Here is a 19,846-nt window from a genome sequence, read left to right on the forward strand (position 1 = left end):
GTGAGATGCATCCGACGCATCCCACCCGCCCCGTCCTCGATATCGGACGCCGTCCACCGACGGCACCGGGTTCACCCCCGCGTCCGGTCCACCACCGATCGCACGATCTGCGCAGTAGCCGCAGGACGCCACCACATGACGGCATGGCCACAAGGCACCAGGAACTCCCAGGTGACCCCCCGATCACCCTGGGGATGCGCCGAAGCCAGTTCCGCCACCAGACGCCCCTGAACCTCCTTCCAGCGACGATCACCCGAACGCCACCGGGTCAGCAGAGCCGTCACCACCACCACCGGAACATCCGGCAGCGACGAAGCGACCCGCAGCGCGGCCACCGCCGCCGCATCACAGTCGTACCGGCGGAAGTCACGCAGGAAACGCCGCACCACCGGGATCCGACCCGCCCAATGCCGACCCGGCAAGGACGACAGAGCGGCCACGTCCTCGGTCGGCGCCGACAGGTCCAATTCCGCACTCGGATCCAACAGGACCAGACCGCCCACCCGATCAGGGTGCCGGCGCACGAACGCCTCGGCCGCGAAAGCCCCCATCGAATGGGCGACGACGACGACACTGCCCGGCGGATCCTCCGCGCAGATCTCGGCCGCACCGGCCACATCCGCCTCGATATCGCCGCTGTTCCGCTCCCAGACCTCGTAACGCCCCTCAGGAAGGCAACGCCGCAGCAGACCCTGATAGCTACGGGAGACCATGCCCGCGCCGGTGAAGAGCAGAATCCGACGGGACTCCGACTCCGGGCAGGAAGCCGCCGTCACCTCGCCGTCCTCAGACATCGGGACGCTCCTCGGCCCGGCCGCCGCGAGTCGCCGCCAGCCCGCCCCAGAACACCAGACCCGCCAAGGCCAACATCCACACCGAACCGCTCCCCACCTGGAAACGCTGAGCGATCCCCAGCAGAGCAGGCCACGGCCAGTCGATCGACGCCCGCGAGACCTCGACCATCGTCCATGCCGTACCCAGGAGATAACCCGCGGCCGAAGCCCCCAACACCATCCGCAACCCGGCCGTACGTCCACCGTCCGTCACCGCGGGGCGGCGGGCCAGGAACAACGGAAGAGTCACCAGGACGACCGCCGCCATCATCGCCACCGACGCGGTCACACTCGTCCCGACATGAGCCGAATGGGTCCAGTGCAATTCGAAAGCGGCCTCCTTGGCCGCACACACCTTGTCGGCGCTGGGCGCACACGACAACGGGGCCAGGGCGTCGGCGACGGTCGCCACCCCGAAAGCGGTCAGCGCCCACCACCCCCACCGTGCACGCCCCTGCTCACGGAAGTGAGCACGCCATCCCGCAGCAGCAGCGATCAACAGGCCGGTGATCAGGTCCGAGACCCGGAAGAACCACGAACCTGGTTGGTCGGTGGCGGCCAGCTCACTGGCATAGGTGCTGATCGGGTCCAGACCGTCGGCGGCCACCACGGGTGCCCAGATCCACGACAGGTAGAACAGACCCGCAGCAGCCACTCCGGCCGCCCAGTTGACCGCTTCCCCGGCGACCGCGCCTGCAGACTTCCCCGCAGGCGCGGACGACACCGCGTCCTTGGCCTCCGACGGATCGCTCTGTGCGCTCTCCCCCGTCATCGCGGACGAGCCATCGGGAAGGGCAAGGTCTCCCGGATGCTGGCACCGGTGATCATCATGACCAACCGGTCCACGCCCATGCCCAGGCCACCGGTCGGTGGCATGCCGTGTTCCAGGGCGACCAGGAAGTCCTCGTCCAGTTCCATCGCCTCGGGGTCACCGGCGGCGGCACTCTCCGACTGCGCCGTCAACCGTCGACGCTGTTCCAGCGGGTCGGTCAACTCCGAGTAGGCGGTGCCCAGCTCGACACCCCAGGCCACCAGGTCCCACCGTTCGGTGACCCCGGGGGTCGACCGGTGCGAACGGGTCAGCGGCGACACCGACACCGGGAAGTCGCAGTAGAAGGTCGGACGCTGGGTGTGTTCCTCCACCAGGCGTTCGTACATCTCCAGGGCGACCGTGCCGGCGTCCCACCCGCTCAGATAAGGAACTCCCGCCAGATCGCACTGTTCGCGCAGGATCTCCACCGGGGTGTCCGCGGTGATCTCACGGCCGCCCATCTCCACCAGGGCCTCGGAGATCGCACCGTGCAGGGTCTTCACCGGCCATTCCCCGGAGATGTCCACCCGCTCCCCGTTCGGACCGGGCACCACGCACTCGCCGTTCGCGGCGATCGCGGCGTTCTGGATCAGTTCCCGGCACAGGTCCATCATCGTGAGGTAGTCGCCGTGGGCGGCATAGGCCTCCAGGATCGTGAACTCCGGGTTGTGGCTGAAGTCGACGCCCTCGTTGCGGAAGGTCCGGCCCAGTTCGAAGACCCGGTCCATGCCGCCGACGCACAGCCGCTTCAGGTACAGCTCAGGGGCGATCCGCAGGTACAGGTCGAGGTCGTACGCATTGATGTGGGTGCGGAAGGGTCGAGCATTGGCCCCGCCGTGGATGGTCTGCAGGATCGGGGTCTCCACCTCGAGGTACTTGTACGACCCGAGCGTGGAACGCAGCGACGTGAGGACCGCGGAACGGGCCCTCATCCGTTCGCGTGTCTTCGTGTTGACCGCGAGGTCCAGATACCGCTGGCGGACCAGCGCTTCGGGGTCGGTCAGGCCGCGCCACTTGTCGGGCATCGGGTGGAGACACTTGGCCTCCATCCGCCACATGTCGACCAGGACGGACGGTTCGCCCTTGCGCGACTTGCCACGACGACCGGACACCCCGATCAGGTCGCCCAGGTCGACGCCGGTGCGGAAGGCCTCCAACATCGCCTCGCCGCACACCTGACGGTCCAGGAGGAGCTGGGTCCGACCGGTCCAGTCACACAGCTCGACGAAGATGACCCCGCCGAAGTCGCGGATGCCCAGGGCCCGGCCCGAGACGGACAGCCGGGCGCCTTCCTCCAGCCCGTCGACGTCCTTCACCTCGTGGCTCGGCGGTTTCGACATCGGCCAGGGGTCGACGCCGGAGTCGATCAGGTGGTCGGCCTTCTCCCGTCGGATCCGCTCCTGCTCGGGGTAGCGACGCACCTGCTCCTCGACCTCGAAGACGCTGAGGTCGGGGGCATTGCTGGAGACGACGGCCGCGTCACCGCGCAGCGGACGGAAGGGGCGGGGCATGCCGACGAAACCTTCGGCGATTCCGACGCCCAGTCCGATGCGGGGCAGCTGCCCGCCGTCCTGGAAGCACAGGAAGCGCGGCTCCCAGTCGGGCTGGTACTTCAGGTTGGAGCGGTACAGCGACTCCATCTGCCACCACCGCGACAGGAAGACCAGGATGCGCCGCCACAGGCGCAGCACCGGCCCGGCGCCGATCTCCGCGCCTTCTTCGAAGACCGACCGGAACATCGCGAAGTTCAGGGAGACCCGACGCACACCGACCTCGTCGGCGCGACGGCACAGGTCGGTGATCATCAACTCCGTGGTGCCATTCGGGGCGTCCGGGGAACGACGCATGACGTCCAGGGACACTCCGGCACGACCCCAGGGCACGAAGGACAACAGGCCGACCACCTGTTCCTCGGGAGTTCCCATACCGATGACGGCTTCCGCCAGCAGGCACTCCCCGTCCGCCGGGTCGTTCCAGCGGCCGAGCGCCATGGAGAAACCGCGCTCGGGTTCGTCGCCACGCCATTCGTCGGCCAGCTGCCCCAGGCGGGCCAGTTCTTCGGTCGGGACGTCGGCGTGCCGACGCATCCGCACCTTGACGCCGGCCTTCTCGGCGTGGCCGACCGCACGCCGCAGCGGTGCCCGTTCGGCTCCGCGCAACGAGAAACGTCCGGTGTGCACGATGGCTTCGTCACCGAGGTCGAGTACGGAGAATCCGGCCTGGTGGTAGGCCTCGGCTCCGGCTCGGGAGGTTCCGATCGCCGCAGGAACCCACCCGTAGGGGCGGGCGGCTTTCATCCACGCCTCGATCGCGGCCGGCCACGACTTGGGGTCGCCGAGGGGGTCGCCCGAGGCGATGGACACCCCGGCCTCGACCCGGTAGGCGACGGCGGCGAACCCGTCGGGGCTGAAGACCACCGACTTGTCGCGACGCAAGGCGAAGTAGGACAAGGAGTCGGCGCTGCCGTGTCGTTCGACGAGCACCCGTATGGCCTGCTCGTCGGCCTCGCTCAGTTGGTCCTCGGCGCGGCGGGTACGGAAGATCACGACGATGGCGGTGATTAGGCAGAGCGCGCCGAGGGAGCTCTGGATGAAGGTCACCCAGCCCGGTGCCGGTGACTCGGAGTAGCCGCCCTGTTCGATGCCGAGCCCGGCGACCTGGATGATGGTCCAGTCGAGGCGTTGCTCCGGGGGAACCTGTCCGGGGTCGAGTTCGAGCAGTCCCCATCCGATGGGGATGCAGATGGCCAGCCCGGCGAAGAGGGTGCCCAACGCCCGCAGGTAGGCGACCTTACGGACCCGGGTCCAGAACTCCTTGCGGGTCGCCACCAGCAGGAGGATGACGACGCTGTGGAAGGCCAGTGGGCCCCAGTTCAAGGCATCTTCGTAGACGTAGTCGCCGATGTCCATGGCGAAGAAGAGCACCGTCCACAGCAGGGAGAGCGCCCAGGCGGCCCGTTTGCGGGCGGCCAGTGCGGCGGCGTTCAACATCAGCACGGTCGCCCAGGCGATATTGGCCTGGATGTCGATGTACATCCCGACCGTCTCGACGATCTCGAAATGCTGATCGCGGAATTCCACTCCGGCCAGGGCCAGGAAACCGGTGAGCAACCCGTTGAGGAAGACCATGAAGGCGAAGAAACCGGGGAAGTTCTCGCTGATCGATGCCCATAGCCCGCGGCTCGAGAGCTTCCCTGGTGGTGGCGTCGTTGCAGTGGGAGACCCGGGGCGTTCAGCCTCGCGGTGGTCGTGCGCTGACTGATCGAGCATCGATCTTCTGGCCTTCCTCACATTGAGTCGTCGAATGGTCGACAGGCTGTTTCATGGAGTTGTGGGTGGCGGCGGGGTGTGGGCCGACGACGGAGTCGAGTCTCCGTCGTTTATTTCTGTGGTCGGAATCCGGGGATGGACGAGCCCATCCAGGCGAATACCTTCGGCATCTCGCCCTGCCACACATCCCAGCGGTGCCCGGTGTCGAGCAGAACCACGGATTTCAGGGACATGGGGTCGTGTGCCGAATCGATGAAGGATTTGATGTCTTTCCAGAAGGGGCTGCGCTGACCGGCCTGCATGTACATGGCCACCGGCGGTGTCTTCTCCTTGAGGCGGGCGACCAGGTCGTAGCGTGCGGCCAGCGGACTGCCGGCGGGCCATGGTGCGCCGGTCGCGAAATCGGGCTTCACATATCCGCCGAGGCTGACCACGGCACCGAAGGTGTCACTGTGGTGCATACCCATGAGAGTCGCACAATAACCGCCGACTGAATAGCCCAGTGCAGCCCAGGAGTCTCGTCCTTGTTCGACGCGGAAACGGTCACGGACGAAGCGGGGGACGTCCTCACTGACCCAGGTCTCCATCTGAGCTTTTCCGGGCGGACCGTTCACGCACTCGCTGTCGACACCCCGCGGAATGGTGATGGCCGGGACGACGAGAAGGGTTTCGCGAATCTTTCCTGCGGCGACCGCCTCGTCGAGATATTTGGGTGCGTCCATCTTGGAGACCCACCCGGAAGGGGTGCCGGGAAAACCGTGGAATGCTTCGGCGACCGGATATTTCTTCGTGCTCCCGGGTTCTTCGTAACTCTTGGGGAGGACCACGACGATCTCACCGGTCAGACCGCTGGCGGGACCTTTGAAGGTGTAGGTCTGCTTACGCTGCCCGGGCTCGGGCAGGGGCGGAAAACTCGTGGGGACCCGGTGTTTCGTTCCGGCTCCTTCGACTTTCTGCGAAGCGGCCTTGGAGGCGTCGCCCGCTTGGGATTCTTCCTGCTTCGGTGCAGCGCCGACCAGGTCGCCCCAGGAGGAATACCATCCGTTGGAGGCATTGAGATGGGTGGCCACGGTCAGGACGACCAGGATATTGACGCAGGCCAAGGAGACAATCCGCAGTAGTGCGCGGGGCCACGAGCCCACCAGCCGGGGCATTCCCCAGATCGCGAGGACGAATGCCACGACAGCCGCGGTGGTCACGGTGACCGTGAACGGCGTACCGGTCAGTTCCACGGAGGTTCTCCCTTCGATGTCCCCCGACCAAACGCGCAACATTCACAGAAGGTGCCGAACTTCCCCGGGGTCATCGTCGTGGCGCGAACGACGGACTCGCGCCACCGAGCCAGGTGAAGGAACGCACTAGTCCTTCCCGCCAGACCACGGTGAGATGCCCGGCTCCTGGCTGGTCGAAGGTGGTGATCGACAGCGGGGACTTCGCCGCCTCGGTCAGCCTTTTGACCTCGCTCTTCCCGGAGGCGTCCCGGCCGGCGGTGATGTCGTCGCGCTGGATCCACACGGCCACTCCCGGCGCGGAGCGTGCGACCTCGATCAGGTTGTACGACTTCGCCTGCGAGCTGTTTTCGGTGAAGGGTTGGTATGCGGAGCTGAAGGTCGGCGTCAGATATCCGGAGAAGGAGATCGCGGTGCCATAGGCCTCGGGGTGTTTCATCGCCATCATCAAGGAGCAATATCCCCCGGCGGAATATCCGATGGTGTTCCAAGCAGCCCGTTCGGTCTTGGCCCGGAAATGTGAGGTCACCCACCCGGGGAGGTCTTTCGACAGGAAGGTCTCCACCTTGGGGTGGCCGTTGGCGGTGCCGTCCACGCATTCGGTGTCGACCGTCTGGGGCATGTTGACCTGGGGCATCACCACCAGGGTGGGCGCGATCTTCTTGGCGGCGACGGCATCGTCCAGTTTGGCCTGGATGTGCATGTGCTTGGTCCAGTGGTCCGGGGTGGCGGGGTAGCCGTGCAAGGCCACCATCACCGGATATTCATCGGCTCGCTTCGGGTCGTAGTCCTTCGGCAGGAGCACCATGATCTTGGTGGCGAATCGTGAGTTAGAGCCGGTGAATTCGTATTCCTGGATCCGGTTTCCGGGGTTGGGCAGCGCCGGCAGCTCGGCCGGTGATTTGGCCAGGCCGGTCGCCGAGACCTCTTTCTTCAAGGCGTCGGCCGGCTTGCCCTGGGTCTGCTCGGCGCCGTTGAACTTGCCGTCCGAGATCAGGCTCGCCCAGGTCGGGAAGAAGCCCATGGCCCGGTTGATCAGTGCTGCCACCATGATGACCACCAGCACATGTGCCACCAGTTGGAGAACGGTACGGGCGAGCAGTCGCCAGATATTGCCGGAGAGCCGTGGGGAGAGGACGATCGATCCGATCACGGCGGAGGCTGTGAGAACACCCGCCACGAGGAGGAAACTGGCGCTGGTCGGCTGCATGGAGCGATCCCCTGGTCGGTCATTGTGCTGGTTCGGAGCTCGATAACTATGTTGTTTAGAGCATGATTCTGTTCATATCTTCTTGATCGCCTTCGGCAGGAAGAAATCAAGGTTGATGTCATTACGGGAACGAACCGATAAAGGTCTTCTGTCTCAACAGCAATCCACTACTTAGTTCGTTCATCAGCGGTCTGGGTGTCCTTCGTCGAAAGGGCCCGGAGTCCCTTGTTCAAAACCACGAAGAGCAGCACCACCGCGATGGTCATGATGACATGCCCGATGCCGGCGACTCCGGCCAGGGCCTTGTGTCCGGCCGCTGGACTCTGCAATACCTGAAGTGTTCCTTTGACGAACATCGCACCCAAGGTGATGGTCAACCCGATCTGCCAGGTCCAGAAGAAACGAGGAAGCTGGGGCAGTTCCTCGAGATCGAAGACACGGACCAGCGCCATCACGACCAGCATCCACAGGCAGCCCAGCACCAGGGCGTGGGTGTGCGTCGGCGCCAGCTGCGTCTCCATGCCGCGGGTGAATCCCGTTGCTTGAGTAAGGGATCGATAGTAGAGCCCGGCGCTCAGTCCGACTCCGGCCCATACAGCTGCAGCGACATAGAGCTGACGTATCACGACACTTGCCTTCCCGACCTCAAGGGACCACGCGGCTCCCGAGGTCCTGCTCGACGCCGACCACGCTAACGTTGCAACCTGTTAGTGCGCTCCATGCATCCTCATCCCCGTGTGTATACCGGCCCGTCCCGACTCCGGCGTCTTCGACACACCAGGCGCAGACCCTGCTCGCCCCGGGTTCACCGCAGCATCGTCCCCCGTTCGACATGACGGATCCGGGCGGTGTCGTCCGCGGTGGGCAACCCGGCCTCGGTGATGAAGGTCGACAGTGCAGCCCGATAGCTCTGCACGGTGACATCGCCGCTCGCATGGGTGCCGCCCACCACCGGGAGGACGGTGAGCCGGCGGGGTGCGATCAGCGCCGCATAGGTGTCGGTGGCCCGTTGCACGTCCACCGTCGTGTCGGCTCCCGCGTCCTGGGCACGCAGATAGGCGAAGGAGGCATAGGGCAGGGCCTCCGGGTCCGGGGTGGGATAGAAGTTCTGGATGTAGTCGAACTGGTTGGCCATGCCTCCGCTGGTCACCGAGGTCGCCTTGTACCAGGCCGATCGCAGGTCGTCGAGGCCCGAGGGGAGTCGACGTTCCCGCAGATCGCCGATCATCTCCTCGCCGATGTGCACGAGGGCGCGGTTCAACGGCCCGCCCTTGAGCGGGTTGGGAATTCCCCACGGAAGATCCGGAAGCCGGTTGATCGTGGCACCGAGGGCCACGAATCCCCTCTTGTCGGCGGAGACGCTGTCCGGTCCGGCCGGGCTGGAGTCGAACAGGACGGCCCGGACCACGACGCCGTCCTGTCCGTCGAGCTGGCGGGCGACGTCGTAGGCGATCATCCCGCCCATGCTGATGCCGTAGAGGTAGAGAGTGACGGGTCGTCCGGGGTCCCGGTGCTCCGCCACCCGGGCCTGCACTGCGGCGGCGATCTCGGCAGGGTCGAGTCGGGCGGTGGACGGTGCGACGCAGAACGATCGGCCGGTCAGCCCGGTCACCGGTGCGAAAGCCCGTTCGACATCGGAGCAGAAGTTGATCCCGAATCCGGGGAAGAACACCCAGTAGGTGTTCGGCAGCTCGGTGTTCACCTTGTCCGAGTGCACGACTCCGGTGGTGGTCACCGTGGGGAAGGCAGCGCGGTTCACCACTTCCAGGGCGGTGTTGACCGTCGTCAGCGCCAGCAGGACGGCCAGGAAACGCCACAGACGCCGCCACCACGGGGACTGCTGCGCACCGGCGGCGTGGCTGGCGTGGCCTCGCTCGTCGGCTCCGTTCGGTGTGTCCTCCCGGGGCGGGGTCGATGACGAGGGTTCCACGGCGAGAGTCGTCATGGCCCCTCCTTGTCGTCCGTCCCGGTCGTCTGGTACATCGACCGGGACGGACGACTCCGGAGCGCCTTGCGCGAGATCGCCCCTGTGTCCGCCCTCGGATCAGGAGGTGGCGGCGGTCTCCCAGACCCGTAGTACCTGGTACATCAGGTCGTGCAACGGGGTCGGCGTCCCTGCGGCTCGGGCCGCCCGGACCACGCCGCCGACCTGTCCGTCCAGCTCGCTCGGCAGGCCGTCCCGGAGATCGCGGTGCATGGATGCGGTCGATTCGGCCGGTTGCCCGTCGACCATCGCCATCGCCCGTTCCACGGTGTCCTCGGGGACGGGGATCCCGCTGTCCAGGGCCACTTGGTACACCTCGTCCATCGCGGCCCGGAGGTTGTCCCGCAGGTCGGTGCGCAAGGTGCCGATGGGGGCGTCGGCCAAGGCGCCCAAGGCTCCGACCGGTTCGACGAAGACGGCTTTCTCCCACAGGTCGACCCAGATGTTCTCCGGGCAGCGGACCGTGCTCCCGGCTGCGGTGAAGGCGTCCTTCAACGCTTCGATCCGGGAGGTGTGCGGGCCTTCACCTTCCATGAGGGTGATGCTGTTGGGCCCGCCCAGGTGGGCGATCACCCCGGGTTCGACGACGCAGGTGAAGATGCGCACGATGCAGGGGACGACGCGTTCGTGTCCGATGAGCGCGGCGACGGTGGCAGGTGCTTCGATTCCGTTCTGCATGGTCAGGACGGCTGTCTCCGGCCCGCACAGTGGCGGCAGCGAGGTCAGGGCCTCGGCCAGTTGGTGGGTCTTGACTGCCAGGAGGACGGCGTCGACCTGACCGATCTCGGCGGGATCGTCGGTGGCGCCGTGCGGCTGGGCGACATATTCCCCACTGAGGCCTTCGACCCGGATACCGTTCTCCCGCAGCGCGTCCAGTGAGCGTCCCCGCGCCAGGTAGTGGACCTCGTGTCCTGCTCCGAGCAGTCGGGCACCGTAGTAGCCACCGATGGCGCCGGCGCCGATCACCGCGAACTTCATCGTTCCTCCTCCGTGCCGGCCGATGCGGCCGGGAGCTGCCTGACCCCGTACCGGTGAGGTCGTCTTCTCCGCGGTTCATGGCCGGGGTCGTGTGGGGACAGGCTGCCACGGGGGTGGCGCACGACGCGGACGGTCTCGCGCATCGGTGGCCGCCCTGGCGTCAGGAGTGAGCAAGCCGTAGGCTCCTCACGCCGGAACGACCGGTGAACGCCGCTCGCCGATTTTCGGAGGTCGAGCTCTGCCCCGACCGGGATCGGAGACCGACGGTGGCGGCGCTCTGTTTTTCGGAGGACCATGGGGCTCGCGTGGGTCGTCGACCGGCGGTCCGTGCGAGGAGGCCGAACAAGTGGATGAACGCGAGGCGACCCTTGCCTCTTACAACGCCGGTGTCGCCGAATATCTGCGGTTGACGCCGGAAGAGCCCAGCGCCTTGGCGTTCTGGCTCGGCGCGATGGTGGGTGATGTCTTCAGCCCTGGTGCCCGGGTCTGGGAGATCGGCTCCGCCGGTGGGCAGGACGCCCGGCATCTCCGGGAGTGCGGACTTGAGGTCCTGGCCTCGGACGCGGCGACGGCTTTCGTGGATCATCTGCACGGGAACGGCTTTCCCGACGCTTTCCGGTACGACCTCCAGGTCGACGAGCCCCCGGTGTCCGATGTGGACATCGTCTTTGCGAATGCCGTTCTGCCGCACCTACGTCGGGAGGACGTCGGTCCGGCGTTGGCCCGGTTGCAGTCTGCGCTGGGTGATGACGTGGTCCTTTTCGCCAGCGTGAAACTGGGCGATGGGGAGGGGTGGAGCACGGAGAAGCTCTCCGGTCCTCGCTGGTACACCTACTGGCAGCCGGAGGAGTTCACCCGGGTCCTCCAGGCTTCGGGATGGGTGGTGGAGGAGGCTCGCGCACGGGCCGGGCGTTATGACGACTGGCTGGCGGTGATCGCCCTCCCGGTCCGCAGTGCCCTACGCGATGCCTTCGACGAGAGGGCCGCTTCTTATTGCCGGAGCGATTTTCATCGGATCCACGCCGAGAGGCTGGTGGAGAACACCCCGTTGTCCCCCGGGTCCACCGTCGTCGACGCCGCCGCCGGAACCGGTTTCGTGGCCCGCGCTGTCGGGCGGCGGATCGGACCGGACGGTCGGGTGATCGCCGTCGACCTGTCCGAAGGCATGCTCCAGTCGTTGGTCTCGGGCGACGACGTCGATGCGGCACCGATCGAGGTGGTCGTCGGCGATGCCACCGAACTCGGACTGCCCGACGGCGGTGTCGATACGGTCCTGTGCGGCGGTGGCCTGCTGTACATGGATGTGGACCGCGCCTTGGCCGAGTGGCGGCGGGTCCTGGCTCCCGGCGGTGTCGTCGCCTTCTCCACGATGGCCGCCGACAACCCACCGCCGGCGTTGCTCTTCCGGGTCCATGCCCGCGGATACGGGCTCGATCTGCCCGATCCTTATGCCCCGTTGGGTACGGCAGAGGCTTGTGCGGCGGCTCTCGAGCGGGCTGGTTTCGTGGAGGTCGACGTCGTCGAAGGGGAGGTTCCGTTGAGTGACCGCGATCTGGATCAGACCTGGGAGGTCTATCAGCGGATGGCCCGTCACGACCTGGCGACGCTTCCGGAGGCCGATGTCTGGCGGTTGCGGGCCTCCTATGTGGCGGAGATGACATTGCGTTCTCGTTCGGAGCCTGAGTTCCGCACGGCTCAGGCGTTGTATGCGACAGGGCGGCGCCCGTGACGTGGGTACACGTCGTCCACAGATTCGGGAGGCTGTCCGATGGCCCGGTCGGGGAGATGGCACTGTAGGCCTGACTCGACAACAGATATCGACCGTCTCGGAGGGGACAGAGCATCATGGCCGAACAGCTACAACCGCCAGGTCCGAAGGTAGGAGCACCTCAGTCCGAGGCCTCCTCGCCGACTGCGCCTTCGCAACCCACGCCCGCCGCGCCCCAGCAGACCCCACAGAGCCAGCCGTCCCAGGTTCCGCCGCCTCTGCCCCCGGCCGCACCACAGCCTCCGAATGCACCCCAGTACGGCCCACCACAGGGGCCTCCGCAGTACGGGCCTCCGCAGGGACCTCCCCAGTACGGCCCGCCGCAGGGCCAACCGCAGTACGGTCCGCCCCAGGGGCCTCCCCAGTACGGCCCACCGCAGTACGGCCCGCCGCAGGGTCAGGGGCAACCACCGATGGCGACACCCCAGTACGGTGCTCAGCCGCCCCAGTACGGTGCGCCGCCGCAGGGCCAGCCCTATCCGCAGTACGGCCCACCCCAGGGTGTCCCCCAGGGTCAACCGCAATACCAGATGCCCCAGTACGGCATGCCCCAGTACGGCATGCCTCCGCAGGCTCCCTACGGCGGCTATCAACCGCCGATGAATATGCCGATCCCGCAGAGCATGCTCCGCGGTGTCCTGCTGATGAAGGTGGGTGCCATCCTCAGCCTGATCAGCCCGCTCCTGGCTTTTGTCCCAGGCAGCTTCTCGAACAATGTGCTCACGAACATGAGCAGACTGAAGAACACTCCTTCGAGCCAGGCGGTCCAGGCCTTCGAGGTGAGCTTCGTCATCGTCCTGCTCATCACCACGGCGGGCGTATTCGGCCTGTGGGTCTGGATGGCCGTGATGAACAACAAGGGTCGTTCCTGGGCTCGGATCGTCGCCACGGTCTTCTTCGGATTTTCCGTCCTGGGCACCCTGCGCATCATGCTCATCGGGAGCCCGCCGGTGGATATCGTCGTCAATCTGGTCATCACGGTCATCGGGGCCGCCTCGATCTATTTCCTCTTCCAACCGGAGTCATCGGCCTACTACAAGTCACGGAGTCATGCGCTGACCTGATCGGTCGGCGCCGCTGAACGGCGGTCCCGTCTCCACTCTCCGAACCGGCGATCGACGACTATGTCCGGTCAAGTTGACTGTATCCCCGAGAGAACATCAGCATGATCGTCGTCACCGGCTCGGAGGGGGCTCGTCCATGAGTGGGAAAATCCAAGTACCGCCGTCGCCCAAGGGGATTCCCCCTGAAGGGGATCTGGGGGAAGTGCTGACGGAGGCCCCCGAGGTCATTCCGACGAACCGGAAAACACTGGAAGAGGTCGGTCCTGCGGGCATCTACGGTTCCGTCCTGCCACCGGTCACGAGCCCCTCAGCGGACTACGAGCTGATGCCGATCGCGGTCGGCGCGCCGCCTCCGACCGACCCGCCGTCGCTCTACGGGTCGGTCCTGCCGTTGCCGACGCTCCCGACGTCCGCTTCCCGGTACGAGCAGATGCCGATGCGGCCGAGGGCGCTCCGACAGCCGACCGACGACGGGCCTGAACCGGAGAGCGCCCCCGAACCCCTCTCACCCCTGGTGGAGATGATCTCCTACCAGACGGGTCCGCTTCCGCGGATCGTGCCGGCAGGGGACAAGGTACTCCCCGACTACGCCGCGATGGACACCCCAGGACCGGCCTCCCATCGCGCCCCGGACGCCCCGAACGCCCCGAACGCGTCGGGTGTGGAGGTCCCGGTTCCGCCACCTGCTCCGGCACTTCACGAAGACACCTCCCTGTGGGGTTTTCCACCGTCACCCGATCAGGTGGCGCCGATCGCCGACCACCCGATTCCCAGGAATATCGCCACCGCGACGCTATTGATGAAGATCATGCCGGTCCTCAGAGTGATCGGGGTGATCCTGTCCTATGTCCTCGGCAGTTTCCGCGGTGTCTTCCACACCCTTCAGCAGGGCGGCCAGCATGAAGTCAGTGAAGCAGCCCTCACCGTTGCGGTGACCTTCGTGCAGTTGTGCACCGTGATCGTCCTGTGGTGGTGGATGGCGGTGAAGAATCGGCAGGGTTATCCGTGGGCGCGACAGGCCTACACGCTCTTCTTCACGTTGAACGTGGTCCACACGGCAGCCGTTTTCGTACTGGTCAGACATCCGCTCGATGTAGCGGCCCAGCTGATCTACCTGGCCCTGGGAGCCGTCATTCTCGTTCTGCTTTTCCGACCGGATTCCTCGGATCATTACCGGCGGCATCGGCTGTCGACCTGAGTTCACGATCGGACACGGGCCAGGGATTCCCCGGCCTCTCCGGTTCGATTTCTCGATGCTTCTCTCCGCGTGGCATCTGGAATATTTTCTGCAGCACTGCAAATCTGGTGGCACAGAAAAGTATTCACAAATTGCGCGACTACGAAGGAGCTGTCGTCATGTCTGACCAACAACCACCTTCGATGCCCCCGGAGTACCACTCGCCCGAGCCGGGGCAGACGCCGTACTACACGCCAGCCCCTGTGGTTCGCCCGCCCAGCATGGACAAGGCCGTCATGCTGATGAAAGTCGGCGCGGCTTTCTCCGTGATACAGGCATTGGTCATGTTCCTGCTGAAGGATCAGAGCCGCGAATTGATGATCGAAGAGTTACGCAAGCGGGACCCTTCCGTCACCCCCGAGACGATCGACGCAACCCTGAACATGTCCATCATCGGCGGGATGCTCTTCGCGCTCATCGGCGTGCTCCTATGGCTCTGGATGGCCGCGAAGAACGGGCAGGGAAAGAGCTGGGCGAGGGTGACCGCATCCGTCTTCTTCGCGCTGAATGCCTTCTTCACAGTGATAGGGTTCGCCCAGCCCGCCCCGATGTTGAGCAAGGCTTCGTCTGCGGTCTACCTGCTGATCGGCCTGGTCGTCATTGTGCTTCTTTACCAAAAAGAGTCTTCCGATTTCTACAATGCCTCGGAACGGGTGCTGCGGTAAGCGAGAATTATTCCTCGGTGACGAATCCGGCCCTCTCGGCGTCCGGATTCGTCACCGAGCCTGAAACAGATCAGTCAACTTCTTGCTCGCCGACCGAAGAGGACACCCGATGAGCACGCAGCCCCCTCCCCCGCCCTCGCATCCGCAGCAGCCAGGCCCGCAGCCTTCCGGCCCGCCACCACCTGACCAGGTGTTCCCGGTGCCGCCGGAGCAGTCCGCTCCCCCGGTCAACTGGCAGCCCCCGACCGGGCCGCCGCAGTACGGCCAACCGATCTACCAGCAGCCACAGTACGGTCAGCCGACGCCGCCCAGCTCCTACCAGCCCAGCCCGGTGACCAGGCCGGCTTCCATGGACAAAGCCGTCTGGGCGATGCGCGCCGGAGCCGTCATGGTGGCGGTGAGTCAGCTGGTCGACTTCATGTTGAGGAAAGAGATCACCGAAGCCACGAAGTCGTGGATGATCAGCATGGGTGTTCCCGCCGAATTCGTCTCGCAGACGAACGCCGAGGTGTCCCCGGTGGCACTCATCATCAACATCGCCTTCGGGGCGGGACTGTGGTGGTGGATGTCCGTCTTCAACGGCAAGGGCCGTGGCTGGGCGCGCGTGGTGGCGCACGTCTTCTTCACCATCCACACCCTCTTCCTGCTGAGCCAGGTGGCCATCCCCGTGCCGGCGTTGTCCAAGGTCACGGTGATCGCGTACTGGGCGTGCGGGCTCGCGGCCATCATCTTCATCTGGGCCAAGGATTCACGGCGCTTCTACGCGGAGTGTTCACGCCAGCTCTGAGCCGCGCAGAATCCGACCTTGTTCACCGCCTCGCGGCGAAGACCTGGTCGACCGCCGGCACCGCGGCGCGATAGCCCTCCAGGAGCAGTCGCGCCGTACTCACCGAGTCCACGAGAGGATGCTGCGCGAAAGCCGCCACCGCCATCGACGCCGACCTGTGCTCCACAGCGCGGATGGTGGCTTCCTCAGCCGCTTTGACCTGTTGGACCAGACCGATCATGCGTCCGGTCAGCGGGCTGGGCTGCTCGACCCGGACCCCGGAACCGTCTACCAGACAAGGAAGTTCGACCACGGCTCCGGAGGGCAGCCCCGGGAGTGCCGTGCCATTGCGAACCCCGAGGATCATCCGGGAGGGCTCACCGCGGGCGATCGCCGCCATGACGGCCAGGGCCACCGATTCGTACCCGCCGGCCGCCAGGTCGTCCCGGTCGCGTTGTGCGCCCTCCGCCCGGACCTCCTGCATATAGGTCTCGTCCCGCTCCCGGTGGCTGTGATGCCACAGCTCCAGAGCGCGCGGCGGATCGTCGGCGGCCGCAGCGAAGAAAGCCTGCTGCTGTCCGAGTAGGAATTCTCCGCGGGTCTGCGCGGAAGCTCGGGCTGCGGCCAGGGCTTCCCGGGCGTAGTCGTAGTAGTAGAGATATTCGTTCGGGATCGCCCCCAGGCTGGCCAACCAGTCGGGTCCGAAGAGACGTCCTTCCTCGACGAGGAGCAGGCGTTCCGGGTCGGCCAGCAGCTCGGGGAGTCGATCGACTCCGTTCACCCGCACGCCTTGCAGCCATCCCAGGTGGTTCAATCCGGCGTAGTCGAAGTACAGGTCTACCTCACCGTCGACACCCAGCGCGCGGGCTGCCCTGCGACCCAAGGCGATCGGTGAGTCGCAGATGCCGACGACCCGGTCGCCCAGGATGTCCTGCACAGCTTGGGTGATCATGCCGGCCGGATTGGTGAAATTGATGAACCAGGCTCTGGGCGCGACGGCGGCGACCCGTTCTGCCACGGCCAGGGCCACCGGGATGGTGCGCAGACCGTAGGCGATCCCCCCGGGGCCGACGGTCTCCTGCCCCAGGACACCTAACCGCAGAGCAACCCGCTCGTCACAGGTACGCCCGGACAGGCCACCCACCCGGATCGCGGAGAACACGAAATCGGCGTCGGTCAGGGCCTCGTCGAGGTCGGTGGTCGTCACGACCCGAGGTGGCGTGCACCCGGCGGACCGTCGCGGATTCGGTGCCGCCGCCATCTGGGCGGTGACCCGCTCGATCACCGCCAGGCGCGCCGGGTCGAGATCGTACAGGGCGACCTCCTCCACGCGAGGGCTGCGCACATCCCCCAGCAGGGCCCGGTACACCAGAGGGACCCGAAAACCCCCGCCACCCAGGATGGCCAGTTTCACGTGGGAGACCTCTCAGTCGGCGACCCTTTTCAATTCAGCATCCACGATCTTCTTCACGGAGTCCAGTTCTTTCTCCGCAGGAGAACCTTCTCTGATGACCCTGGTCATCATGTCGTGGAAACTGGTCTGGCAACGCCGGCTCCACAGAATGTGTCGCTGTACGTACCCTTTTTCCTTCGCCAGTCGAACAGCTTCCTGAGCTGGGCCTGTCCGTAACTTCTCCGATTTTTCGGCGACCGAATTTCTCGCCGGGATGTGCAATCCGTAGGAGGTCGCCCAGTCGATCTGTTTGGCTTCCTGTTCCACCCAGAGCCATTTCACATATTTCTTGGCTGCTTCCACATTCTTGCCCCGGGCGTTCACACAGGCCCCGTACGCGCTGACGACGACATTGTCGTGCCCGCCGTCCATCGCCGGCCAGGGCAGGACCCCGAAGTCGTCCCCGAGCGAGCGCAGCAGTTCGGGCAGATTCCACAGCCCGGTGAACTGCATGGCCGTCAAACCCTGGGTGAAGGCCTCCGGGCTCCACCAGTCCTTCTTGGCTCCGGTCAGCAGCGATCCGGAGGTGTAGAGCTTCCTGAGCAGGCTGACGGCCTCGGCTGCCTTCGGGTCGTCGAAGGCGATCTGCCCGTCTCTGCTCAGCAGGTCCAGGCCGGCCGATCTCAGCATCGGCCCACCCATGAGCCCGGCGCCGGCGTCATTCCCGATGAAGAGTCCCTTCACCTTCCCCGAGGTGGTCTTCTCCGCCGCGCTGAGCAGTGCGTCCATCGTCCGTGGCGGTTCGACGCCTGATTTCTGGAGCATCGATTTCCGGTAGACGAGCAGTTGCATGTCCAGCACCTGAGGAACGGCCCAGATCTTCCCCTGGTAGATCATCCGTTCCAGGATCTGGCTGTGGAAGTCGCCCTTCAATCCGCCGAAGAGATCGGTGAGGTCGGCGACCTGCCCGGATTTCACCAGGTCGATGGTCGGTCCGCTGCCGTACTCGAAGACGTCGGGCGCGTCGTTCAGGTACAGGGCGGTGACGACGGACGTGTCGTACTCGTCACCTTTCCAGACGGTCGACACCTCGGCCGCCGGGTAGGTGGTGGCATATCTCTCCATTGCCTGTCGGGTGCCCTGCTCCCCATACTGGTGGAACCACTGGGTCAGCGAAGGACCGGGGTGACCTGCGGTGCGTCCGACCCGTTCGGTCTGGTTCGCGTCGCCGCAGGCACCGACCGCTCCGGCGATCATCATCCCGCCGGTGAGGGTCAGGAGCCGCCGTCGGGTCATCGTGAGTCGGCGGAGAGAGGACGGACCCATCACAGAGACTCCTTCATGAGCGTTCACGCTCTGCTCCCGTGGCATTCTCCGACACGGGTACACCCCTGAATTGTGCTGCACGAACCTGTCATTCCGCTTGAAGCCGGGCGCAAACCGGACATACCGCATCTCAAACGTGCAGAATATGTCTTTTTCCCGCACGGAGGAGCTCACATGCCACACCGCGCAGCAGCCGGACCTTCCTTCGACCCCCTGGCCGAACGTCGGGGCACCGACGGGCCGCGGTTCGACCTCTTCCTGAACGGGACGGTCTTCCTCGACATCGTCTTCACCGGCCTGGAAGGCCTGCCCACCCACGGCCGGGAGGTCTGGGCCGAGGGCATGGGTTCCTGCCCGGGAGGGATCGCCAATCTCGCTGTCGCCGCGTCCCGCCTGGGTCTGTACACCTCGCTGGGCGCGGCCTTCAGTGAGGACGACTACGGCTACTTCTGTTGGCGGGTCCTCGAGCAGGAAGGTGTCGACCTGTCGACCAGCCGCCGCTATCCCGACTGGCACTCACCGGTCACCGTCTCCTTCGCCGTCGACGGCGACCGGAACATGGTCACCCACGGACACGAGGAACCGGAATGCCCGTCGACCATGATCGGGCATCCCCCGCCGGCCAGGGTCGTCCTGATGGATCTGTCCGCCCACCACCCCGGGGAGACTCTCGGCGCGAGCTGGGTCGACCAGGCCCACGCCGACGGCGCCCTGATCTTCGCCGATGTCGGATGCGATCCCACCGGACGATGGGACCCGTCCCTGCTGGACTCCCTCAGCCGATGCCACGCCTTCACCCCCAATGCGGTGGAAGCGATGCGGTACACCCGCACCGACACGCCTCAGGACGCTCTCTACGCCCTGGCCGACCGGGTCCCGCTGGCCGTCGTCACCAACGGGCCCTTCGGTGCCCTGGCCTACGACTCCTCCACCGGGGAGGAAGCCCATGTCCCCGCGTTGAAGGTCGAGGCCATCGACCCCACCGGGGCCGGGGACGTCTTCGCCGCCGCGATGGTCCTGGGGACTCTCGGCGGGTGGGCCCTGGCCCACCGTCTTGCCTTCGCCGCATTGTGCTCGTCCCTGTCGGTCCAGCAGGTCGGCGGTTCGCTGGCCGCGCCCGGCTGGGGTGATATCGCCGATTGGTGGCATCTGGTTCGTGATTCACCCACCACCAGCGCCTACCATCTCTCCCTCCGACGGCGATATGCCTTCCTGGACGACCTGGTCCCGGAGAAACCCTTCGGCGTGGTCCACCGGGCCCAGGCGACCATCGCCCGGCTGTCCGACGCCTGAGGTCACCGGCTGCTCCTGGG

The 19,846-nt window shown here is 66.0% G+C and carries 16 protein-coding genes; 6 read left to right on the forward strand and 10 right to left on the reverse strand.

The genetic code is table 11. The features are described 5' to 3' along the window. Window positions 1-71: 71 nt before the first annotated feature. The 8 genes from AUCHE_RS17200 to AUCHE_RS11360 all read right to left on the reverse strand — a co-directional run bounded on the left by AUCHE_RS17200 (window position 72) and on the right by AUCHE_RS11360 (window position 10,314). Window positions 72-794 carry an alpha/beta fold hydrolase gene (locus AUCHE_RS17200; RefSeq protein WP_006503443.1) on the reverse strand — a complete coding sequence of 241 codons (723 nt, stop codon included), beginning with the start codon at window positions 792-794 and terminating at the stop codon, window positions 72-74. After that, the gene (locus AUCHE_RS15820) at window positions 787-1,605 is read right to left on the reverse strand and encodes a DUF998 domain-containing protein (protein WP_006503444.1); all 819 of its coding nucleotides are present in this window, start codon (window positions 1,603-1,605) and stop codon (window positions 787-789) included. Before AUCHE_RS15820 ends, AUCHE_RS17200 begins: the two co-directional genes overlap by 8 nt. After that, on the reverse strand, window positions 1,602-4,913 hold the full coding sequence (gene lysX / locus AUCHE_RS11335) for a bifunctional lysylphosphatidylglycerol synthetase/lysine--tRNA ligase LysX (protein ID WP_006503445.1): 3,312 nt from the start codon (window positions 4,911-4,913) through the stop codon (window positions 1,602-1,604). Before lysX ends, AUCHE_RS15820 begins: the two co-directional genes overlap by 4 nt. Before the next feature lie 110 nt (window positions 4,914-5,023). After that, window positions 5,024-6,187 (reverse strand): alpha/beta hydrolase, encoded by a 1,164-nt coding sequence (locus tag AUCHE_RS11340; protein ID WP_074788501.1) that lies wholly within the window; start codon window positions 6,185-6,187, stop codon window positions 5,024-5,026. A gap of 28 nt (window positions 6,188-6,215) precedes the next feature. Then, window positions 6,216-7,352: an alpha/beta hydrolase gene (locus AUCHE_RS15825; protein WP_006503447.1), complete on the reverse strand. Its 1,137-nt coding sequence runs from the start codon at window positions 7,350-7,352 to the stop codon at window positions 6,216-6,218. Between the two features lie 167 nt (window positions 7,353-7,519). Then, a complete protein-coding gene (locus AUCHE_RS11350) occupies window positions 7,520-7,978 on the reverse strand; it encodes a DUF2871 domain-containing protein (RefSeq protein ID WP_006503448.1) in 459 nt (152 codons plus the stop codon). Window positions 7,979-8,157: 179 nt separating this feature from the next. Next, window positions 8,158-9,297, reverse strand: coding sequence for a thioesterase domain-containing protein (locus AUCHE_RS11355; RefSeq protein WP_006503449.1), 1,140 nt, complete (start codon window positions 9,295-9,297; stop codon window positions 8,158-8,160). A 99-nt stretch (window positions 9,298-9,396) separates the two neighbouring features. Then, window positions 9,397-10,314 (reverse strand): 2-dehydropantoate 2-reductase, encoded by a 918-nt coding sequence (locus AUCHE_RS11360; protein WP_006503450.1) that lies wholly within the window; start codon window positions 10,312-10,314, stop codon window positions 9,397-9,399. 346 nt (window positions 10,315-10,660) lie between these two features. On the opposite strand from AUCHE_RS11360, the gene AUCHE_RS15830 reads away from it, so the two are divergent. From AUCHE_RS15830 to AUCHE_RS11385, 5 genes are all read left to right on the forward strand, one after another. Continuing rightward, complete coding sequence (locus AUCHE_RS15830) at window positions 10,661-12,043, forward strand: methyltransferase domain-containing protein (RefSeq protein WP_006503451.1); 1,383 nt, start codon at window positions 10,661-10,663, stop codon at window positions 12,041-12,043. Window positions 12,044-12,495: 452 nt separating this feature from the next. Continuing rightward, window positions 12,496-13,146, forward strand: a complete 651-nt coding sequence (locus tag AUCHE_RS17175) for a hypothetical protein (RefSeq protein WP_006503452.1) — start codon at window positions 12,496-12,498, stop codon at window positions 13,144-13,146. Window positions 13,147-13,282: 136 nt separating this feature from the next. Then, window positions 13,283-14,344, forward strand: coding sequence for a hypothetical protein (locus AUCHE_RS11375; protein WP_006503453.1), 1,062 nt, complete (start codon window positions 13,283-13,285; stop codon window positions 14,342-14,344). A gap of 158 nt (window positions 14,345-14,502) precedes the next feature. Next, the gene (locus tag AUCHE_RS11380; RefSeq protein WP_006503454.1) at window positions 14,503-15,048 is read left to right on the forward strand and encodes a hypothetical protein; all 546 of its coding nucleotides are present in this window, start codon (window positions 14,503-14,505) and stop codon (window positions 15,046-15,048) included. 109 nt (window positions 15,049-15,157) lie between these two features. Then, window positions 15,158-15,835, forward strand: coding sequence for a hypothetical protein (locus AUCHE_RS11385; protein WP_006503455.1), 678 nt, complete (start codon window positions 15,158-15,160; stop codon window positions 15,833-15,835). Window positions 15,836-15,857: 22 nt separating this feature from the next. On the opposite strand, the gene AUCHE_RS11390 is transcribed toward AUCHE_RS11385, so the two are convergent. Together AUCHE_RS11390 and AUCHE_RS11395 are read right to left on the reverse strand one after the other, a co-directional pair. Continuing rightward, window positions 15,858-17,228: a family 4 glycosyl hydrolase gene (locus tag AUCHE_RS11390; protein WP_006503456.1), complete on the reverse strand. Its 1,371-nt coding sequence runs from the start codon at window positions 17,226-17,228 to the stop codon at window positions 15,858-15,860. A gap of 12 nt (window positions 17,229-17,240) precedes the next feature. Then, complete coding sequence (locus AUCHE_RS11395) at window positions 17,241-18,533, reverse strand: ABC transporter substrate-binding protein (protein WP_006503457.1); 1,293 nt, start codon at window positions 18,531-18,533, stop codon at window positions 17,241-17,243. 174 nt (window positions 18,534-18,707) lie between these two features. Here AUCHE_RS11395 and AUCHE_RS11400 point away from each other — a divergent pair, with 174 nt between their 5' ends. Next, window positions 18,708-19,826 carry a carbohydrate kinase family protein gene (locus tag AUCHE_RS11400; protein ID WP_006503458.1) on the forward strand — a complete coding sequence of 373 codons (1,119 nt, stop codon included), beginning with the start codon at window positions 18,708-18,710 and terminating at the stop codon, window positions 19,824-19,826. The last annotated feature ends 20 nt before the right edge of the window (window positions 19,827-19,846 follow it).

It is taken from the genome of Austwickia chelonae NBRC 105200 (assembly GCF_000298175.1).
Taxonomy (GTDB): Bacteria; Actinomycetota; Actinomycetes; order Actinomycetales; family Dermatophilaceae; genus Austwickia; species Austwickia chelonae.